This is a genomic window from Ancylobacter sp. WKF20 (genome assembly GCF_029760895.1).
Classification (GTDB): Bacteria; Pseudomonadota; Alphaproteobacteria; order Rhizobiales; family Xanthobacteraceae; genus Ancylobacter.
On record NZ_CP121679.1, the window covers coordinates 2,845,255 to 2,864,428 of the forward strand.

Annotated in this window: 13 protein-coding genes; 5 read left to right on the top strand and 8 right to left on the bottom strand. The window is 70.5% G+C overall.

The window, feature by feature from the left end:
- Positions 1-37 precede the first annotated feature (37 nt).
- Positions 38-931 (top strand): phosphoserine phosphatase SerB, encoded by an 894-nt coding sequence (serB, locus tag AncyloWKF20_RS13215; protein WP_279314497.1) that lies wholly within the window; start codon positions 38-40, stop codon positions 929-931.
- Between the two features lie 4 nt (positions 932-935).
- Here the strand turns inward: serB and AncyloWKF20_RS13220 are convergent, their stop codons facing one another.
- Together AncyloWKF20_RS13220 and AncyloWKF20_RS13225 are read right to left on the bottom strand one after the other, a co-directional pair.
- Positions 936-4,643 carry an AsmA family protein gene (locus AncyloWKF20_RS13220; protein ID WP_279314498.1) on the bottom strand — a complete coding sequence of 1,236 codons (3,708 nt, stop codon included), beginning with the start codon at positions 4,641-4,643 and terminating at the stop codon, positions 936-938.
- Positions 4,644-4,825: 182 nt separating this feature from the next.
- Positions 4,826-6,235: an FAD-linked oxidase C-terminal domain-containing protein gene (locus AncyloWKF20_RS13225; RefSeq protein ID WP_279317968.1), complete on the bottom strand. Its 1,410-nt coding sequence runs from the start codon at positions 6,233-6,235 to the stop codon at positions 4,826-4,828.
- A 233-nt stretch (positions 6,236-6,468) separates the two neighbouring features.
- Here AncyloWKF20_RS13225 and AncyloWKF20_RS13230 point away from each other — a divergent pair, with 233 nt between their 5' ends.
- Positions 6,469-6,981 (top strand): thioesterase family protein, encoded by a 513-nt coding sequence (locus tag AncyloWKF20_RS13230; protein WP_267584984.1) that lies wholly within the window; start codon positions 6,469-6,471, stop codon positions 6,979-6,981.
- Between the two features lie 26 nt (positions 6,982-7,007).
- On the opposite strand, the gene AncyloWKF20_RS13235 is transcribed toward AncyloWKF20_RS13230, so the two are convergent.
- The 3 genes from AncyloWKF20_RS13235 to AncyloWKF20_RS13245 all read right to left on the bottom strand — a co-directional run bounded on the left by AncyloWKF20_RS13235 (position 7,008) and on the right by AncyloWKF20_RS13245 (position 11,598).
- A complete protein-coding gene (locus AncyloWKF20_RS13235; protein ID WP_279314499.1) occupies positions 7,008-7,934 on the bottom strand; it encodes a 50S ribosomal protein L11 methyltransferase in 927 nt (308 codons plus the stop codon).
- A gap of 82 nt (positions 7,935-8,016) precedes the next feature.
- Positions 8,017-10,554, bottom strand: a complete 2,538-nt coding sequence (locus tag AncyloWKF20_RS13240) for a UvrD-helicase domain-containing protein (protein ID WP_279314500.1) — start codon at positions 10,552-10,554, stop codon at positions 8,017-8,019.
- A 168-nt stretch (positions 10,555-10,722) separates the two neighbouring features.
- Positions 10,723-11,598, bottom strand: a complete 876-nt coding sequence (locus AncyloWKF20_RS13245) for an ABC transporter substrate-binding protein (RefSeq protein ID WP_279314501.1) — start codon at positions 11,596-11,598, stop codon at positions 10,723-10,725.
- A 182-nt stretch (positions 11,599-11,780) separates the two neighbouring features.
- Here AncyloWKF20_RS13245 and AncyloWKF20_RS13250 point away from each other — a divergent pair, with 182 nt between their 5' ends.
- The 3 genes from AncyloWKF20_RS13250 to AncyloWKF20_RS13260 all read left to right on the top strand — a co-directional run bounded on the left by AncyloWKF20_RS13250 (position 11,781) and on the right by AncyloWKF20_RS13260 (position 14,600).
- A complete protein-coding gene (locus AncyloWKF20_RS13250) occupies positions 11,781-12,356 on the top strand; it encodes a LysE family translocator (protein ID WP_279314502.1) in 576 nt (191 codons plus the stop codon).
- 59 nt (positions 12,357-12,415) lie between these two features.
- Positions 12,416-14,242, top strand: coding sequence for an aminopeptidase P family protein (locus tag AncyloWKF20_RS13255; RefSeq protein WP_279314503.1), 1,827 nt, complete (start codon positions 12,416-12,418; stop codon positions 14,240-14,242).
- A gap of 205 nt (positions 14,243-14,447) precedes the next feature.
- On the top strand, positions 14,448-14,600 hold the full coding sequence (locus tag AncyloWKF20_RS13260; RefSeq protein WP_267584976.1) for a DUF3309 domain-containing protein: 153 nt from the start codon (positions 14,448-14,450) through the stop codon (positions 14,598-14,600).
- A 112-nt stretch (positions 14,601-14,712) separates the two neighbouring features.
- Here AncyloWKF20_RS13260 and AncyloWKF20_RS13265 read toward each other — a convergent pair whose 3' ends face one another.
- The 3 genes from AncyloWKF20_RS13265 to recN are packed head-to-tail and all read right to left on the bottom strand — an operon-like array spanning position 14,713 to position 19,153.
- Positions 14,713-15,270, bottom strand: coding sequence for a cysteine hydrolase family protein (locus AncyloWKF20_RS13265; RefSeq protein ID WP_279314504.1), 558 nt, complete (start codon positions 15,268-15,270; stop codon positions 14,713-14,715).
- 41 nt (positions 15,271-15,311) lie between these two features.
- Positions 15,312-17,468, bottom strand: coding sequence for an NAD-dependent DNA ligase LigA (gene ligA, locus AncyloWKF20_RS13270; RefSeq protein WP_279314505.1), 2,157 nt, complete (start codon positions 17,466-17,468; stop codon positions 15,312-15,314).
- Positions 17,465-19,153, bottom strand: a complete 1,689-nt coding sequence (gene recN, locus AncyloWKF20_RS13275) for a DNA repair protein RecN (protein WP_279314506.1) — start codon at positions 19,151-19,153, stop codon at positions 17,465-17,467. Before recN ends, ligA begins: the two co-directional genes overlap by 4 nt.
- Positions 19,154-19,174: the final 21 nt, after the last annotated feature.

The following is a 19,174-nucleotide window of genomic DNA, read 5'->3' on the forward strand; positions in this document are numbered from 1 at the left end:
CGCGTTGTTTCCTCCGTTCCAGCCGCGTGTTGCCGCCATGTCCGAGATCGCTCCCCTCCTCGCCGTGCTGATCGCCAACCCCGCCGCCCCGGCGGTGGACGCGGACGCCCTCAGGAGCGCCCGCGCAGCGGTACCGGACGCGGGCGAGGCGCGGGTGCTCAATCCCGGCATCGCCGCCGAATTCGCGGTCGGGCCTGATGCCGACATCGTCGCCCTGCGCGCCGCGCTGGACGGCCGACCGCTCGATGTGGCGCTGGTGCCGGCCGCCGGGCGGCGCAAGAAGCTGTTCCTCGCCGATATGGACTCCACCATGATCGGCCAGGAATGCATCGACGAGCTGGCCGATTATGCCGGCATGAAGGCCCATGTGGCCGAGATCACCGAGCGCGCCATGCGCGGCGAGATCGCCTTCGAGCCCGCTTTGCGCGAGCGCGTGGCGCTGCTCAAGGGCCTGCCGCTCGCCGTGGTGGATGAGGTGATTGCCGAGCGCATCCGCCTCACCCCCGGCGGCACGGAGCTCGTGCGCACCATGAAGGCGAATGGCGCGCACACGCTCCTGGTATCCGGCGGCTTCACCCTGTTCACGCAGCGCGTCGCGGCGATGATCGGCTTCCACGCCGACCGCGCCAATGTGCTGGTGACCGACGGCGACGCCTTTGCCGGCCTTGTCGAGGAGCCGATCCTCGGGCGGGAAGCCAAGCTCGCCGCGCTGGTCGAAATGCGCGAGACGCTGGGCCTTGAGCCCGCTGACACCATGGCGGTGGGCGATGGCGCCAATGATCTCGCCATGATCGGGGAAGCCGGCTTCGGCGTCGCCTATCACGCCAAGCCCGCCGTGGCGGCGGCCGCGCGGTTCAGCATCAACCATGGCGACCTCACCGCCCTGCTCTATCTGCAGGGCTATGCGGCGGACGAGTTCGTCACCGCCTGAGGCGTCACGGCGCCAGCGGTGGCGCCATGATCGGGCTGCGCAGCGGATCCGTGGGAATATCGACGGGCGGTGCCAGCGGCGGCGCGGCGCTGCCGGGCTGCGGGTATTGCGGCAGGTTGAGCGGCGCCGGGCGCGGCGCGGCGGGACGCGGCGAGGGCGCGGGCGCCGCCGCGCGCGGGGCCGGCTGGGGCGCTGGTTGCGGCGCGGCCTGCGGCGTTATCTGAGGCGTAGCGGGCGCGGCTTGCGGCGCGGGGGCTTGAGCCGGCGGCTGGGTCGACTGGCCGCCATCGGTCAGCGGCGTGCGGCCATATTCCGCCTCCAGCCGCTTGGTCTCGCGCTCCAGCGCCCGCATGTTGATCGCGGCGACCAGCGCGGTGATGTCGAAGCGCCGCTCGGGGGCGCTCAGCGGCCCGCGCCACTGCACGCCGGCGCCGGGCGGGGCGCCGGATGCGGTGGGGCTCGTGCCGGACATGTCGTCCATCTCCAGCGTCGTCTCGAAGGACAGCGCGGGAATGTCGAAGGCGCCGGTCAGCGCGAAACGCTGGTCGCCCAGCGCCGCGCGGGCGGTGGAGGAGCGCGCGACCCCGTTCACCACGCTCAGCGCGCTCTCGATGCGCGGCAGCTTGAGCGCCCCGCGCGACAGCCCCTCATTGAGCAGCTGTACGATGCGCGCCTGTTCGGGCGGCAGGCCGCGCTCGGTGGCGAGCATGACATATTGCAGCGCGCGCGGGTCGTTGAAGGGGATTTCCAACCCCTCCAGCACCAGGCTGCCCTGCCCCTGCAGGCTGGCGGCGATGCCGCGCGGCGAGCGCCCGGCGCCGGTGAGGTCGAGCGCGAGCGTGACCCCCGCGCTGGCACCCGGCCGCTCGACGCCGGCGGCGCGCAGCAGCGGCCCGCTTTCCGCATCGGTCACGGCGAGATGGCCATCGACCGCGAGATTGTCGCCGCGCCGGCGCAGATCGAACCGCGCGGCGAGCCGCCCGCCGGCCAGCGCGCCGGAAAGCTCCTCCACCGCGACCACGCCCTCACCCACGCGGGCGTTCAGCTTGGCAAGGTCCAGCACCAGCCCGGCCGGCAGGTCGAGCTGGCGCAGGCTGAGCTTCACCGAGGCGGTGAGCGGGCCGAGCGCCGGCGGGCCGAAGCGCCCATCCGGCCAGCCGCTCACGGGCGGTCCGGGCGGCAGCGCCACCGTCCCCGTGCCGAGCGCCAGCGCCGCCGGAAGGCTCCAGCGGTCGAGCGCCAGTTCCAGCGTCAGCGGCACGGTCTCGCCGGGGATATAAGCGGCGCGCCCGTCAATGCGCTCGCCGCCAATGGTGCCGGTCAGCGCCTCCAGCCGCCAGACCGGGCCCTCGCGCCCGAGCGTGGCGGTGAGCTCCGCCGGCACGCGGGCGACGCCGCCATTGGTCAGCGCCGGGAACAGCCGGGCAAGGTCCGCCCCGCGCAGCGTCACGGCAAGGTCCGGCGCCACGCGGCCATCGGATTCGATCGCCACCTGCCCGAGCGCCTCCAGCGTGCCACCGGCAAAGGCGAGGCGCGCCTCGGTGCGGGTGCCGACGGACACCGTCGCCTGCGCCGCGCCGAGGCCGGGGCGCAGGGCGGGAACGCCGAGCTTGGTGAGCACCGCGCTGCCATCCGCCGCTGTCAGCGCCGCCTCGATCTGCAAGGGCTGCGCCGTGCCGAAGCGGGCCGAGCCCTCCCCGCTGAGCACGCCGAGCCGGCCGCGCGCTTCAAGCGCGAGGCGCCCCTTGTCGGAAGTGAGCGTGGTGGTGAGATCCAGCGGGGCAAGGCTCGGTCCAAGCGCGGCGACCAGCGCCTCGCCCTGCGGCAGGCCGAGCGCGCGGGTCAGCGCCGGCAGTCCGTCGACCCGCGTGCCGGTGAGCCGCGCCTCGAAGCGCCCATCGCTCTCCGCCGCCGCGGTGAGCCGCCCGGAGCCGGTGAGGTCCAGCCCGCCAAAATTGCGGATGGCGAGCCGCTCGATACCCAGCCCGCCGCCATCGGCCTTGAGGATGACGTCGGCACCGGCCGCGCCGACCCCGGCGAGGCGCACATCCGTGCCGGAAAAGCTCAGCCCGACATCGAAGCGCTGGCCGCCAAAACCGATCATCCGGCGCAGCGGCGGCAGCAGCGCGTCGAGATCGACGCCCTTGGTGGCCAGCACCGCGTCCACCTTGCCGCGTCGGCCCTCGGCCGGGAAGGCATAGGCGGCGGTGCCGGTAAGGCCGAGCTGATCGCCCAGCGTGAAGGTCAGCCGGTCAAGCGCCACCCGGTCCGCGCCGACCGCGATGGCCGCCTTGAGCGAGACCGCACCGCCGGGCAGGCCGGCGAGCAGCGCGGTCGCCTCGGGCGCGGCCCAGCCGGCGAAGGCGGGCAGGTCTTCGGCGGTGAGCGCCATGTCGCCGGTGAACAGCGCGGCGTCCGCCGGGGGACGTATCGGCTGGCCGGCGCCAGCGGCCTGTGGCAGGCGGCCCGACAAAGCGAGGCTCGCCCGGCCGGGCAGCCGCGCCTCGATGGAGCGGGCGCGCCAGCCGGCGGGCGACCAGTCGAGCCCGAGCTTGACCGCGCGCATCGGCGCGCCGCCGAGCAGCACCGTGTCGGTGGAGAGGTCGAGCGAACCGGAGCGCGCAATGCCCGCCAGCGGCGCCACGGTCTGGGCGACGCGGGTGAGCGCCGCGAGCGGGGCGGCCCCGCCGGTCGCCGCGCCGAGGTCGATCTGGCGTGCCGCCAGAGTGAGGTCGAGGCGCGAGCCGCCGGCATCGCCGCTCGTGCCGGCGGAGGGAGCGTTTGCCGGAGCGGGTGCGGGCGCGGCGGCGACGTAGCGCCCGCTGCCCGACAGCTCCACCGGCACCTCGCCGCTGCCGAGCTGAAGCGCGAGGTTGGTGATGTCGATGGCCTGATAGGTCGCGTTCACCGTGCCGGAAAGGCTCCAGCCGGCCAGCGGATCACGCGCCGGGACCGCGCCGTCGGCGTCGCGCAGCGGTGGCCCGCCAGCGCCGGGCACGCGGGAGGCGAGCGATGCCTTGCCCTGGAAGCCCGGCCGCCCGCCGGTGAAGGCCAGCACGCCGTCGAGATCGAGCGCGAAGGGCGAGCCGACATCCTGCACGCCGAGGCGCAGCCGCGCCGGCCCCTCGGCCGCCGCCAAGGCGAGCCGCACCGTGCGGAGCACGCCCGCCGCCTCCACCTGTCCCTCCAGCCGTAGCGGCCCTGCAAGGCCGCCAAGATCGCCCATGAGATTGACGGCGGACAGCGTCAGGTCATGCCCGCCGGCGCGGTCGATCAGCTCCACCGCGCTGTTCTGCAGGCGCAGATCGGCGATGGAGAGCGGCGCGGGCCGGCTGGTGCCGGTGGGCAGCGCCACGCGGCCATCGCCGCCGATCACCACGCGGATGCGGGCGCGCTCCAGCGTCACCCGGTCGGCGACGATGCGCCCGCTGAGCAACTGGCCGAGCGAGAGGCGCCCGCTCAGCTCGCCCGCGACGATGCCGGTGCCGCCCGCGTCCAGGCCGATGGCGACATCGCGCAGGGTGAAGCTCGGATTCGGCAGGAGGCGGGCGTCGATCGGCCCGCGAATGACCACGGGCACGCCGAGCGTGCGCGCCGCCTGCGCCTCGAAGGTCGCGCGGAACTGCGTCCAGTCGACCACGAACGGAGCCGCGAAGGCCGCGACGACGGCCAGGATGATGGCGCTCGCTATGGTCAGCAGAAGGTTCTGCACGCCTCTCCTCCGGTCGTCCGGCGCCGATGGGCCGGTCTCGCGGCTCGGGACGCGGCCGCTTCCCGCCGGTTTACCGCGAGATTGTTGAGATTTTTCGCACCTCTATGCTGCCGCGCCCGGCGCCCGGCCCGCAAGCGCAAAAGCCGAAACAGGCTTCACGCGGCGAACAGGGTCGGCGCCACTCACGGCAGCATCTTGCCGGGGTTCATGATGTCCCGCGGGTCGAGCGCGGCCTTGATGGCACGCATCGCCGCCAGAGTCTCAGCCCCGTGCTCGGCTTCCATATATTTGCGCTTGCCCTGACCGACACCATGCTCGCCCGTGGCGGTGCCGCCCATGGCGAGCGAGCGTTCGATCATGCGCGAGATGAAGGACTTGGCCTTGGCCACATCCTGCGGGTCGTCCATGTCGACCAGCGTCACCGTGTGGAAATTGCCGTCGCCGACATGGCCGACGATCGGGGCGATCATGCCCATTTCCTCGATGTCGTGCTTGGTCTCGTCGACGCAATCGGCAAGGCGCGAGAGCGGCACGCACACATCGGTCGCCAGCGCCTTGGCGCCGGGCTTCAGCGGCAGGCAGGCCCAATAGGCATCGTGCCGGGCCTGCCAGAGCTTAGTGCGGTCTTCCGGCCGCGTCGCCCAGCTGAAATCGCCGCCGCCGAAATCGCGGGCGATCTCGCCGAAGCGCTCGGCCTGCTCATGCACACTCGCTTCCGTGCCGTGGAACTCGACGAACAGCGTCGGCGCCTCGGCAAGGTTCAGCTTGGAGTAGGCGTTGCAGGCGCGCACCTGCACCTCGTCGAGCAGTTCGATACGCGCGACCGGCAGGCCGGACTGGATGGTCAGGATCACCGCATCGCAGGCGGCGCGGATGGTCGGGAAAGCGCACACCCCCGCCGAGATCGCCTCCGGGATACCCGAGAGCTTCAGCGTCAGGCTGGTGATGATGCCGAGCGTGCCCTCCGCCCCGACGAAAAGGCGGGTGAGGTCATAGCCCGCCGCCGACTTCTTGGCCCGGCGCGCGGTGGTGATGACCTCGCCATTGGCCAGCACGGCGGTGAGCGCGATGACATTGTCCTTCATCGTGCCGTAGCGCACCGCATTGGTGCCGGAGGCGCGGGTCGAGGCCATGCCGCCGAGCGAGGCATCCGCGCCGGGGTCGATGGGGAAGAACAGGCCGGCATCGCGCAGATGCTCGTTGAGCTGCTTGCGCGTCACGCCCGGCTCGACCACGCAGTCGAGGTCTTCCGGGTGAACCGACAGCACGCGGTTCATGCGCGAGAGGTCGATGGAGATGCCGCCGCGCGGGGCGTTCACCTGCCCCTCCAGCGAGGAGCCGGTGCCGAAGGGAATGACCGGCACGCCCGCCTTGGCGCAGGCCCGCACGACGCGCTGCACTTCCTCGGTGCTCTCGACGAACACCACCGCATCCGGCGCCTCATTGGCGAGCCAGGTGATGGTGTTGGCGTGCTGCTCGCGGATGGCGCGGCCGAGCGCGAGGCGGTCACCGAAATGGCCGGCGAGTTCGGCGATCACCGCGGCGACCTCTGCCTTATCCGCCGCCGTCGCGGCGCGGCCCTCATCCAGCATCTCAGCCATGTCATCCTCCCTGCCCGGCCTTTGGCGCAGGGCTTACACCCGATCGTCCGGCGGCGCGAGACGCGCGCACCGTGCGAATCCGCCCGAGGGAGCGCAAAAACCGCGAGATCGCAAGATTTCAGTCATTCAATCGCCATCAGGACAGGTGACGACTGCTCTGAAAGGCGGCACAATGCTTGTCAATAAGGCAGCGCAGAAGTCGCTCGCTTCTCGGGGGTCGTGTCATGCTGGACGGGATCGACTTCGAGCCCGTGTTCTTCGCGCCGTTCGTCTCGTCCGTCATGACGGTCGAGCCGGGCTGGGTGGACCACAACGGGCATTTGCATTCAACCTATTACACCCTGCTGTTCGAGCAGGCGGTGGACGAGGCTGTGTTCCTCGTGGGCCTCGGCCCGCATCTGACCAGCCGGGCGCCGGCCTCCTTCTTCACCGTGGAGGCGCATCAGCGTTTCGAGCGGTCGCTGCAGGTCGGCCATCAGGTGCGCGTCACGCTGCGGCTGATCAATTATGACGAGAAGCGGATGCACCTGTTCCAGGAGCTGCACCATGCCGGCGAAGGCTGGACGGCGGCGACCTGCGAGCAGATCGCCCAGCATGTCGAGCCCGGCAGCCGCCGCGTCTCGCCCTTCCCGGACGAAGTCCTGGAGCGCCTCGCGCTGATGCGGGCGGCGCATGGCGCGCTGCCGCTGCCCGACGGCCTCGGCCGCCCGATCAACATGCCGATCCGGCTGTCGTGAACCTTCAGGCCGCCTGAGCGGAGCCCTCACCCGCGGCGGGGGCGCCCCGCATCGGCGGCGAGTTCCAGTGTCACCCAGCCCTCGATGGTGCGCTTGCGCACGAGGCGCAGCCCCTGCGCGCGATAGGCCGCGAGCGCCGCATTGGCGTGGGACGGCAGCAGCCCCGACAGCACCACCCGCCCGCCGGGCGCCAGCAGCTTCGCCAGCGGACGGGCAATCAGCTTGAGCGGCGCCAGCAGGATGTTGGCGAGGATCAGATCATAGGGCCCGCCGCGCTTGAAGGCGCCCGCGCCGAGCCCCGGCGCGTGCAGGAATGTGATCTCCGGCCCGGCATGGTTGGCGCGCGCATTGGCCCGCGCGGTCGCCACCGCGACGCGGTCGATGTCGCTGGCCAGCACCGGTGTGTGGAACAGCCGCGCCGCCGCCATGGCGAGCACGCCCGTGCCGGTGCCGACGTCGAGCGTGCGGAACGGCCGGCGCTTCTTGCCGAAGGCGTCGATGGCGGCGAGGCACCCCTTGGTGGTGCCGTGATGGCCGGTGCCGAAGGCCAGCGCCGCCTCGATCTCGATGCCGATATGGTTGGGCCCGACCACATGCCGGTCATGCGAGCCATGGACGAGGAAGCGGCCGATGGCGACCGGCGCCAGCCCTTCCAGCGAGGCGGCCACCCAGTCCTTCTTCTCCAGCGTGGAGAACACCGCGCTGTCCGCCAGATCCGGCGCGACGATGGCGATCAGCTCGCGCACCATCGCCTCGTCCGGCTCCTCGCCGAAATAGACCTCGACCGCCCAGCCCGAGCCTTCCGCGACATTCTCGATCTCGAAGGCGCTGGTCGCCACCTCCGCCGGATCGAAGCTCTCGCCGAGAAATTCCGCGATTGTCCGCGCCGCCTCTTCCGGCGCGTCGAGCCGCATCACATGCGAGGCCCCGTTGGGCGGCAATCCTTCGAGCATGGCACTCCTCGCGTCGCGGGCTGGATGGCGCTCTGTAAGCGAGGGCGCGGGGGAATGCCAGAGCCGGACGGCCCTGCGCCGCTCACGCCGCCTGCACGAAGCTGTCCACCACCTTCTTCTCGCCAGCCTTGTCGAACTGGACGGTGAGCTTGTTGCCCTCCACCGCGACCACTTCGCCATAGCCGAACTTCTGGTGGAACACGCGTTCGCCGAGGCCGAAGCGGGCCGGCGTGCCGGTGGATTTGGCGATCAGCTCGCCCTCGATGATGCGCGTGCCGCGCGCCGCGGTGGAGGCGGCGAAGCGTGTGGGGCGGTTGTCGGCGCCGCCCGTATCCCGCCCTCCGGTAAAGCCGCCGGACGACCCGCCGGAAGCGCCACCAAAGCTGCCGCCGCCAAAGCTACCGCCACCCGTGCGCGCTGCGTTCTGCGCGTTCTGCGCGCGCTGCCAGCCGGGCGTCGAGTAGGACGAGCCGAAGCTCTGCGCCTCGTCGAAGCGGCTCGGGCCATAGCCATAGCGCCCCTGGCCCTGCCCGCCGCCCCAGCCGGAACCACCGCGCGATTCCGTCACCTCCACATCCTTCTCCGACAATTCGTCGAGGAAGCGCGAGGGCACGCTGGACTGCCAGAGCCCATGGATGCGCCGGTTCGAGGCGAAGAACACCTTGGCGCGCTTGCGGGCACGGGTGAGGCCGACATAGGCGAGGCGGCGTTCCTCCTCCAGCCCCGCGCGGCCCTGCTCGTCGAGCGCGCGCTGGTTGGGGAACACGCCCTCCTCCCAGCCCGGCAGGAACACGGTGTCGAATTCCAGCCCCTTGGCCGAATGCAGCGTCATGATGTTGACGGCGTCCTGCCCGGCGGCGCCTTCCGCGTCCATCACCAGCGAGATGTGCTCAAGGAAGCCGACGAGGTTCTCGAACGCCTCCATGGAACGCACCAGTTCCTTGAGGTTGTCGAGCCGGCCCGCCGCGTCCGCCGAGCGGTCCTTCTGCCACATCTCGGTGTAGCCGCTCTCATCCAGAACGATCTCGGCGAGTTCATGCTGCGGCAGGGTGGCCATCTGCTCGCGCCAGCGGTCGAAGGCGCCGACGAGGTCGCGCAAAGTGAGCCGCACCTTGGGCTTCAGCTCCTCGCTGCCGACAAGCTCGCGCGCCGCCTCGACCAGCGGCAATTGCGCGGCGCGGGCATGGTCGTGGATCTGCCGCAGCGCCGCGTCGCCCAGCCCGCGCTTGGGCACATTGACGATGCGCTCGAAGGCGAGGTCGTCGGAGGGCGAGGCGATGACGCGCAGATAGGCCAGCGCGTCGCGGATTTCCGCCCGCTCATAAAAGCGCGGGCCGCCAATCACGCGGTAGTTCAGCCCGAGCGTGACGAAACGGTCTTCGAACTCTCGCATCTGGAACGAGGCGCGCACGAGAATGGCGACCTGGTTGAGCGGATGGCCCTGGCGCTGGAGCTGCTCGATCTCCTCGCCAATGGCGCGGGCTTCTTCCTGGCTGTCCCAGGCGCCCGTCACCGTCACCTTCTCGCCGGACTGGCCTTCCGAGAACAGCGTCTTGCCGAGCCGGCCCTCATTATGGGCGATGAGGTGGCCGGCGGCGCCGAGGATATGGCCGTCGGAGCGGTAATTGCGCTCCAGCCGCACCACGGTGGCGCCGGGAAAATCGCTCTCGAAGCGCAGGATGTTGTCCACCTCGGCGCCGCGCCAGCCATAGATCGACTGGTCGTCGTCACCGACGCAGCAGACATTGCGCGAGCCCTGCGCCAGCAGGCGCAGCCAGAGATATTGCGCGACGTTGGTGTCCTGATACTCGTCGACGAGGATGTAGCGGAAGCGCTTGTGGTACTCCGCCAGCACGTCCGGATTCTCGCGCAGCAGGCGGATGCTCTCCAAGAGCAGATCGCCGAAATCGACCGCGTTCAACGCCTTCAGCCGCGCCTGATAGGCGGCATAGAGCTTCTGCCCGCGCCCATTGGCGAAGGCCGCACCCTCGCCGGCCGAAACTTGATCGGGCGAGAGGCCGCGATTCTTCCAGCCGTCGATGGTGTTGGCGAGCAAACGCGCCGGCCAGCGCTTCTCGTCGATCGCCTCGGCCTGAAGCAACTGCTTCAGCAGCCGGATCTGGTCATCCGTATCGAGAATGGTGAAGCCGGAGCGCAGCCCCACCAGTTCCGAATGCCGGCGCAGCATGCGCACACCGATGGAGTGGAAGGTGCCGAGCCACGGCATGCCCTCCACCTGCTCGCCGACCATGGCACCGATGCGCTCCTTCATCTCGCGCGCGGCCTTGTTGGTGAAGGTCACGGCGAGGATCTGCGAGGGCCAGGCCCGGCCGAGCGAGAGGATGTGGGCGATGCGGGTGGTGAGCACGCGGGTCTTGCCGGTGCCGGCGCCGGCGAGCACGAGCACCGGGCCTTCCGTCGCCTCCACGGCGGCGCGCTGCTCGGGGTTCAGCCCGTCGAGATAGACGCCGCTGGCCGCCGGCCGGCCGGGATTGGCCAGCGCCGATGCCCGCGCGGCAATGCCGCCCGGCTTCGGCGCGGGAGCCTCCACACGCGCCGGCAGGTCGAAGGGAATATCGAACGCATCATCGTCCGGCGGCTGGTTCCGGGGGTCGGCCAAGGGCCCGCTCGCAGTCATGGTTTGATTATTGGTTTTTGATTCTTGGAAGAACAGATTGAAAGAACAAAATGGCATCGCCATGCCCGTTTGGCGAGGGCGGCGACGAATTGGCGGTTCTGCACCGCTTTTTCCGCAGGCGACGGCACGCTCAGGGCCGGGGCAGCACCTTTAGGGCCGGGGGAGAACTTGCGTCACCGGCGAGCCGGGCTCCGGCGGGCTGCCGAACCAGGTCTGGTGGATGCGCGCCAGCGTGCCGTCCATCTTCAGCCGGGACACGATGGCGTTCACCGGCTCGGTGAGCGGTGAGCCCTTGGCGAGCATCAGGCCATAGCTCTCTTCCGTGCCGAGCCGCGCCACCACGGCGAGATCGTTGCGCCCGAGCAGGCGGTAGAGCAGCGCCGGCATGTCGCCGATATGGGCATCGACCTCGCGGCGGCTGAGCGCGGCGAGCCCTTCATCCAGCGTGCGCACATGGCGGACGTCGCCGATGCGGTACTGCGCGCGGTTCGCGCTCACCCACTGATCGCTGGTGGTCTGCGCGATGACGCTGACCCTGCGGTCCTTCAGATCGCCCAGGGAGCGGATCGGCGAGCGGCGCATGACCGCCACGGCCTGGGTGGTGCGGTAGTAGGGCTGGGTGAAGTCGAAGCCTTTCAGGCGCTCGGGCGTGATGCTGAGCGAGGAGATGGCGATATCGACCCGCCCCTCCTGCACCGCCCCGAACAGCTCCCCGAAACGCAGGTTGGTGATCTCGACCGGTCGGCCGAGCTGGTCGCCAATGGCCCGCACGAGATCGGCCTCGAAGCCGATGATGTCGCCAGCGGCATTGTAGAATTCCCAGGGCATGTTGAGCAGCGTCGCGCCCACCCGCAGTGGCGGCGGGGTCTGCGCCTCGGCCTGCACCTCTGCCGCGGCGGTCGTCGGCGCCTGCGCCTGGCTTGGGGCCGGGCCCAGCGGGAGCAGCGCCAGCCAAGCGAGCGCCAGCCCCAGCACGCGCCACAAGGCCGTTCCGGAGCTGCGCGGCACCGTCACCGGCCGGATCATCCCATGACCGGCATCCCCCTCTGCTGCCGCGGCGATTGACGCCGCCCGCGTTGCCCCTGATGCTGGTGCAAACCTCGCCATCCGTCCAGCGGCCCTCCCCAAGCGGTCGTCCCCGAAGGTCTTGCCCAATGTCCTATGGCCTTTACCTGATGACCGCGCTCGCGGGCGCCTTATACGTGCTTATGCCCGGCCCTGCTTTCCTCGCGCTGTTCTCGCTGGCGGCGGCGCATGGCCGCCCGGCGGGAGCGCGCTTTGTCGGCGGCCATCTGGTGGGTGACCTGTTCTGGTCGGCGCTCGCGCTCGCCGCCATCATCGGTGTTAACCAGCTCGGGCCGACCCTGTTCGACCTGCTCGGCATCGGCTGCGGGCTTTACCTCTGCTATCTCGGCATCAAGGCGATCCGCGCGCGGGAGGGCGGCGACGGCGCGGTGGGCGCGCGCCGGCCGCTGATGACCGGCATATTGTTCGGCCTCACCAACCCGAAGGCCTACCCGGTTTCGGTGTCGATGTTCACCGCGCTGACCGCGAGCTATGCCTCGGGCCTCACCTGGGACGCGGCGCCGCAATTGCTGGCGGCGGCGCTGGTCGGCTTCATCCTCGCCGACATCATCCTCATCTGGGCCGCCGGCCTTGCCCCGGTGCGCCGCATGTTCCAGCGCCACGGGCGGATCATCACCCGCGTCACCGGCGTGCTGTTCGTCGCCTTCGGCGCCAAGTCGCTGCTTGACGCCGGCCGCGGCATCGCCTCCCGTCACTGACCCCTGTCCCTCGCCTGCCACGTAGCGCCAGAAGCGTGCCGTCCAGAAGAGTGCCGATCATGTATGAAGCCCGCCTGCAATCCTTCGCCGCCCCCGCCGCGCCGAGCCTCGGCACGGAGCGCCTGCGTCTTTTGCGGGCGGAGCTGGAACGGCGCGGGCTCGACGGCTTCCTCATTCCCCGCGCCGATGCGCACCAGAACGAATATGTCCCGCCCTGCGACGAGCGCCTCGCCTGGCTGACCGGCTTCACCGGCTCTGCCGGTGTCGCGCTGGTGCTGCGCGAGGCGGCGGCGCTGGTGGTGGACGGGCGCTACACGCTGCAGGCGGCACAGCAGATCGACACCGCCTCCTTCACCGTCGTGCCGCTGGCGGAGACCACGCCCGAGCGCTGGCTGGAGCAGAACCTCGCCGCCGGCGCGCATCTCGGCTACGACCCCTGGCTGATCACCGTGGACGGTCTGGACAAGCTGCGCCGCGCCGCGACGAATGCCGGGGCGACGCTGGTCGCGGTCGATTCCAACCCGGTCGACGCCGTCTGGGCCGATCGGCCGGCCGCCCCGCTCGGGGCCGTCACCCTGCGCGATCCGGCCCTCGCCGGCGAGACGACCGAGGGCAAGCTCGCCCGCATCCGCGCCGCCCTCGCTGAGCAGAAGCTCGACGCCCTCGTGCTCTCCGACCCGCACGCGGTGGCCTGGACCTTCAACATCCGCGGCGCCGACGTGTCCTTCACCCCGCTGCCGCTCGCCTGGGCGATCGTGCCGCGCGAGGGGCGCCCCTCTTTGTTCATCGACGGGCGCAAGCTCTCCAACACGGTGCGCGACGCGCTGGCGGGCGTGGCGGAGATCCTTGAACCGGCGCTGCTCGAAAAGGGCGTCGAGCTCATCGCCGCCGGCGGCGCGGTGATCCGGCTCGACCAGGCGACCGCCCCGGCGCTCCTCGCCGCGCGCATCGAGGCGGCGGGCGGCACCGTCTCCTCCGGCGCAAGCCCGGTCGCGCTGATGCAGGCGGCGAAGAACGCGGCCGAACTCGCCGGCATGCGCGCCGCCCATAAGCGCGACGGCGCGGTGCTGGCCCGCTTCCTGTGCTGGTTCGACCAGGAGGCCCCCAAGGGCCACCTCACCGAGATCGACGCGGTGGCGGCGCTGGAGACCTTCCGCCGCGAGACCGGCGCGCTGAAGGACGTAAGCTTCCCCACCATTGCCGGCGCCGGCCCCAACGCCGCGCTGCCGCATTACCGCGTCACCGAGGCGACCAACCGGCGCATCGGCATGGATGAACTCTTCCTCATCGATTCCGGCGCGCAATATGAGGACGGCACCACCGACGTGACCCGCACCGTCGCGGTGGGCACGCCGAGCCCGGAGATGCGCGACCGCTTCACCCGCGTGCTGAAGGGCCATATCGCCATTGCCCGCGCGGTCTTTCCGGTCGGCACCTCCGGCGCGCAGCTCGACCCCTTCGCCCGGCAGTTCCTGTGGAGCGCCGGCCTCGATTTCGACCACGGCACCGGCCATGGCGTCGGCGCCTATCTCTCCGTGCATGAAGGGCCGGCGCGCATTTCCAAGGTCGGCACGGTGCCGCTGGCGGCGGGCATGGTGCTCTCCAACGAGCCCGGCTACTACAAGACCGGCGCCTTCGGGGTGCGGCTGGAAAATCTGGAAATCATCCGCGAGGCGAACCCGCCGGAAGGCGCCGAGCGCAAGCTGTTCGCCTTCGAGACGCTGACGCTCGCCCCGTTCGACCGGCGCGTGCTCGACCTCGCGCTGCTCACCGGCGAGGAGCGGGCCTGGCTCGATGCCTATCACGCCCGCGTCCGCGCCGAGATCGGCCCGCTGGTCGATGGCCCGACCCGCGCCTGGCTGGACGCCGCCACCGCCCCGCTCTGACCGCCGGGCCTACCGCCCGACTCTAAGCGCCCTGCGCTGAGCCCCCGCGCGGAGACCCCGTTCCGGGCGCCCCGCCCCGTGCCGCGTCTCCCGCGTCTCGTGCAACTGACAACAAATGTTCATCCGAGGATGGTTCAATGGAACCATCATCTCATGCCGGCGTTACTCCTGCGACCAATGTGCTGGGGCAGACGGAGAGGCTGGCATGACCACGATCCTGATCATTATTCTTGTTCTGATACTTGTCGGTGCACTGCCGAGCTGGGGCTACAGCCGCAGCTGGGGCTATGGCCCGAGCGGTATCGTCACCATTCTTCTGGTGATCCTTATCGTAATGATGCTGACCGGCCGCATCTGACCGTCGCGTGCCATCAGCTAAAGGCCGTCGCGCTCCCCCCGCGGCGGCCTTTTTTTGCCCGGCCGGTTCAGCCAAGAACAGTTCAGCTCAGGACAGTTCAGGCCAGAACCGTTCAGCCCGTGAGCGCTTCCGCCGCCACATTGGCCGGCACCACGTTCGCGCCGGCAAATTCCAGCGCCGCCATCAACGCCGTCTGTACTGAAGCCGCCGGCACATCCTTGCCGCCGAAGGACAGGTCGAGCGTCGCGGTCGCGTCATGGGCCAGCGTCACCTCATAGCCGAGATCGAGCGCCGCCCGCGTCGCCGCATCGACGCACATATGGCTCATCGCGCCGACGATGACGAGCGAACCCACTTCCCGGCCCTTCAGCAGCGCGTCGAGATCGGTGTTGAGGAAGGCGTTGACCGCCTCCTTCACCACCACCGGCTCGCCCCCCAATGGCGTGAGGCTCGCATGGATCTCCGCCCCCTTCGTGCCGCGCTCGAAGAACGGCGCCTCATCGCCCGTCATTTCATGGCGCACATGCACCACAGGCGCGCCGGCCGCGCGGGCGGCGGCGAGAAGATCCCCGGCCTTCGCCGCCGCTTCTTCCGTGCCGACCAGCGGGAACCGGCCACCGGGGAAATAGTCGTTCTGCAGGTCGATGATGAGAAGCGCGGTTGTGCTCATAAGAGCCTTCCAGAAAGCGTTGCGGCCGGGAAAGGGCGCCGTCAGCCCGCGCCGGCCAGCGCGAGCCACTCGTCTTCGGTAATCACGGCGACGCCGAGATCGCGTGCCTTGGCGAGTTTGGAACCCGCATCGGCGCCGGCCACCACGTAATCGGTCTTCTTCGACACAGAGCCGGCGACCTTCGCCCCCAGCCGCTCGGCCATGGCCTTGGCCTCGTCGCGCGTCATCTTCTCCAGCGCCCCGGTGAACACGACCGTCTTGCCGGCGACCGAGCTGGCCGCCGCCACCGCCTCCATCGGCTCGGGCGTCACTTCCGCCAGCAGGGCGGCGAGTGCCGCCTGGTTGTTCGGCTCCTGGAAGAAATCCACCACCGCCTCGGCCACCACCGCGCCGATGCCCTCGATGCCGACAATCTCGGCCCACGCCTCATTGCCCTTGGGGTGCTCCGCGCCGGGCATGTGGGCGGCGAGCGCCGTCTCGCGCAGCGCCTCAATGGTCGCGAAATGCCGCATCAGCCGCTTGGCATTGGTCTCGCCGACATGGCGGATGCCGAGCGCGTAGAGGAAGCGGTTCACCGGCACGCGCCGGCGGGTCTCGATCGCGGCGAACAGGTTCTTGGTCGAGGTCTCGCCCCAGCCGTCGCGATTCTTCAGCCGCGTCAGCGAGCGGGCGTCGCGGGCCTCCAGCGTGAAGATATCCGCCGGCTGCGCGACCATGCCCCAGTCATAAAAGGCCTGCACCTGCTTCTCGCCCAGCCCTTCAATATCGAAGGCGTCGCGGGCGACGAAATGGCGGATGCGCTCCACCGCCTGCGCCGGGCAGATGAGGCCGCCGGTGCAGCGGCGCACTGCCTCGCCCTCCTCGCGCACGGCGTGCGACCCGCACGCCGGGCACAGGGTCGGGAAGGCATAGGGCCTGGCGTCGGCGGGACGGCGCTCCAGCACCACGTCCACCACTTGCGGGATCACGTCGCCGGCGCGCTGGATCGTCACCCAGTCGCCCTCGCGAATATCGACGCCGCCACGGATCGGCTCGCCCTTGCCGCCAATGCCGCGAATATAGTCCTCATTGTGCAGCGAGGCATTCGCCACCACGACGCCGCCAACGGTGATCGGCGTGAGCTTGGCCACCGGGGTCAGCGCGCCGGTGCGCCCGACCTGGATCTCGATGCGCTCGAGCTTTGTGACCGCCTTTTCAGCGGGAAATTTATGGGCGATGGCCCAGCGTGGGCTGCGCGAGACAAAGCCGAGCCGCTGCTGCAGCGCGAGGCTGTCCACCTTGTAGACCACGCCGTCAATGTCATAGCCGAGGCTCGCCCGCCCCTCGCCGATGCGGCGGTAATGGGCGAGCAGTTCCTCGGCGGACTGGCAGAGCACGGTGAGCGGATTTGTCGGCAGGCCCCAGCGGGCAAAGGCCTCGATCACCCCGAACTGCGTCTGCGCCGGAAGGCCCCCGTCGCTGACCTCGCCCCAGGCATAGGCGAAGAATTTCAGCGGGCGGCTCTTGGTGATCGCCGGGTCGAGCTGGCGCAGGCTCCCGGCCGCCGCGTTGCGCGGATTGGCGAAGAGCGGCTTGCCCGCCGCCTCCTGCCGCGCATTCAGCGCCGCGAATTCGGCATGGCCCATATAGACCTCGCCGCGCACCTCGAAGATATCCGGCACGTCGGCGCCCGACAGGCGCTCCGGGATCTCGCCGATGGTGCGCACGTTGGCCGTGACGTCCTCGCCCTCGAAGCCGTCGCCGCGCGTCGCGGCCTGCACGAAAACGCCCTTCTCATAGCGCAGCGAACAGGACAGGCCGTCGATCTTCGGCTCGGCGGTGATGGCAATCGGCTCGTCCACCGGGAGGCCGAGGAAGCGGCGGATGCGGGCGACGAATTCCTCCACCTCCTCATCGGCGAAGGCATTGCCGAGCGAGAGCATGGGCACGCGGTGGCGCACCTTGGCGAATTTCGCGGACGGCGCGGCGCCGACCTTCTCCGAGAGGCTGTCGATGCCCCTCAGCTCGGGAAACTGCGCCTCGATCGCCTCATAGCGCCGGCGCAGGCCGTCATACTCAGCGTCGGAGACGGTGGGGGCGTCGTCCTGATAATAGCGCCGGTCATGGCCGGCGATCTCCTCGCCAAGCCGGGCATGTTCCTTGGCCGCCGCCTCGGCGGTCAGCGTCGCGACGGGGGGGAGCGTGTCATCCGTGGTCATGCCGGGTTTCTAGCGGATTCGGCGGTGGAGAGCAGCCGGTCCGCCGCCGCCCGCGCCTCGGCCGTGACCTCGGCGCCGGAGAGCATGCGGGCGATTTCTTCGCGGCGGTGCGCGGGGGCGAGCGGGGCGACATGGGTCGCCACCCGGTCATGCTCGGCCACCATTTCCTTGGCGATGCGGAAATGATTGCCGGCGCGCGCGGCGACCTGCGGAGCATGGGTGACGGCGACCACCTGCACCCGCCCGCCGAGCCGGGCAAGCCGCGCGCCGATGGCATCGGCCACCGCGCCGCCCACCCCTGTGTCGATCTCGTCGAACACCAGCGTCGGCGCCGAGCCCTTGTCGGCCAGCACCACCTTGAGCGCGAGCAGGAAGCGGGCGAGCTCGCCGCCCGAGGCGACCTTCATCATCGGGCCGGCCCGCGTGCCCGGATTGGTCTGCACCCAGAACTCGATCCGGTCGTACCCATCGGCCTGACCGTCCACCTCATCGGCCTGACACTCCGTGATGAAACGGGCGCGTTCCAGCTTCAGCGGCGGCAGCTCGGCGTTCACCGCCTCGTCCAGCGCGGCGGCCGCCAGCTGCCGGCGGGCGGAAAGGTCGCGGGCGCTGGCGCGATAGGCGACTTCCGCCTGCGCGGCGGTTTTCTCAAGCGCCTCAAGGCGTTGCGCGCCATGATCGAGCGCGTCGAGCTGATCGGCGAAACGCGTGGCGACGTTCGGCAGATCATCGGCCGTGCAGGCGAATTTGCGCGCGGCGGCGCGCAGCGCGAAGAGCCGCTCCTCGATCCGCTCCAGCTCGCGCGGATCGAAATCCGCCTCCCGCAGCGCCGCTTCGAGATGAAAGTTGGCCATTTCCAAGGCGTTAAGCGCCGCGTCGATCGCCTCGACCGCCGGACGCACCAGCGATTCGACCTCGCCCGCCCGCCGCTCCAGCCGCCGCACCGCCGCCGCGAGGGCGGGGACCGGCGAGTTCGCGCCCCCCACCGCGTCCTGCGCATCGGCAAGGTCGGTCGCGATCTTCTCGAAGCGCATCATCTCCGAGCGGCGCTTGGAAAGCTGCTCCTCCTCGCCGAACTCCACCCCCAGCGTCGTGAGTTCGTCGAGCGAATGGCGGATATAGTCGGCCTCCTTGGCCGCCTCCTCGAGCCGCGCCTTCTCCCCCTCCGCCTCACGCCGCGCCGCGCGCCAGGCACGCCAGAGGCCGCTGACCTCTTCCGCGAGGCCGGTCAACCCGCCAAAAGCGTCGAGCAGCTGGCGGTGCGAGGCGGGATCGACCAAAGCGCGGTCGTCATGCTGGCCGTGGATCTCGACAAGCCGCCGGCCGAGCTGGCGCAGCATCTGCGCGCTCACCGACTGGTCGTTGACGAAAGCGCGTGTGCGCCCGTCGCCATGCTGCACGCGCCGCAACACCAGCGCGCCGTCATCATCGATCCCCGCCTCGGCCAGAACGGCGCGCACGGGATGATCGGGCGGCAGGTCGAATTCGGCGGTCACCTGCCCCTGCGCGGCGCCCTGGCGCACCAGCGAGCCGTCGCCGCGCCCGCCAAGGGCGAGCGTAAAGGCATCCAGCAGAATGGATTTGCCCGCCCCGGTCTCGCCGGTGAGGACGGTGAGGCCCGGCTGGAAACTCAGGTCGAGCCGCTCGATGAGGACGATATCCCTGATCGACAGGGCGGCCAGCATGCGTGACGCTCCAGAACGAAT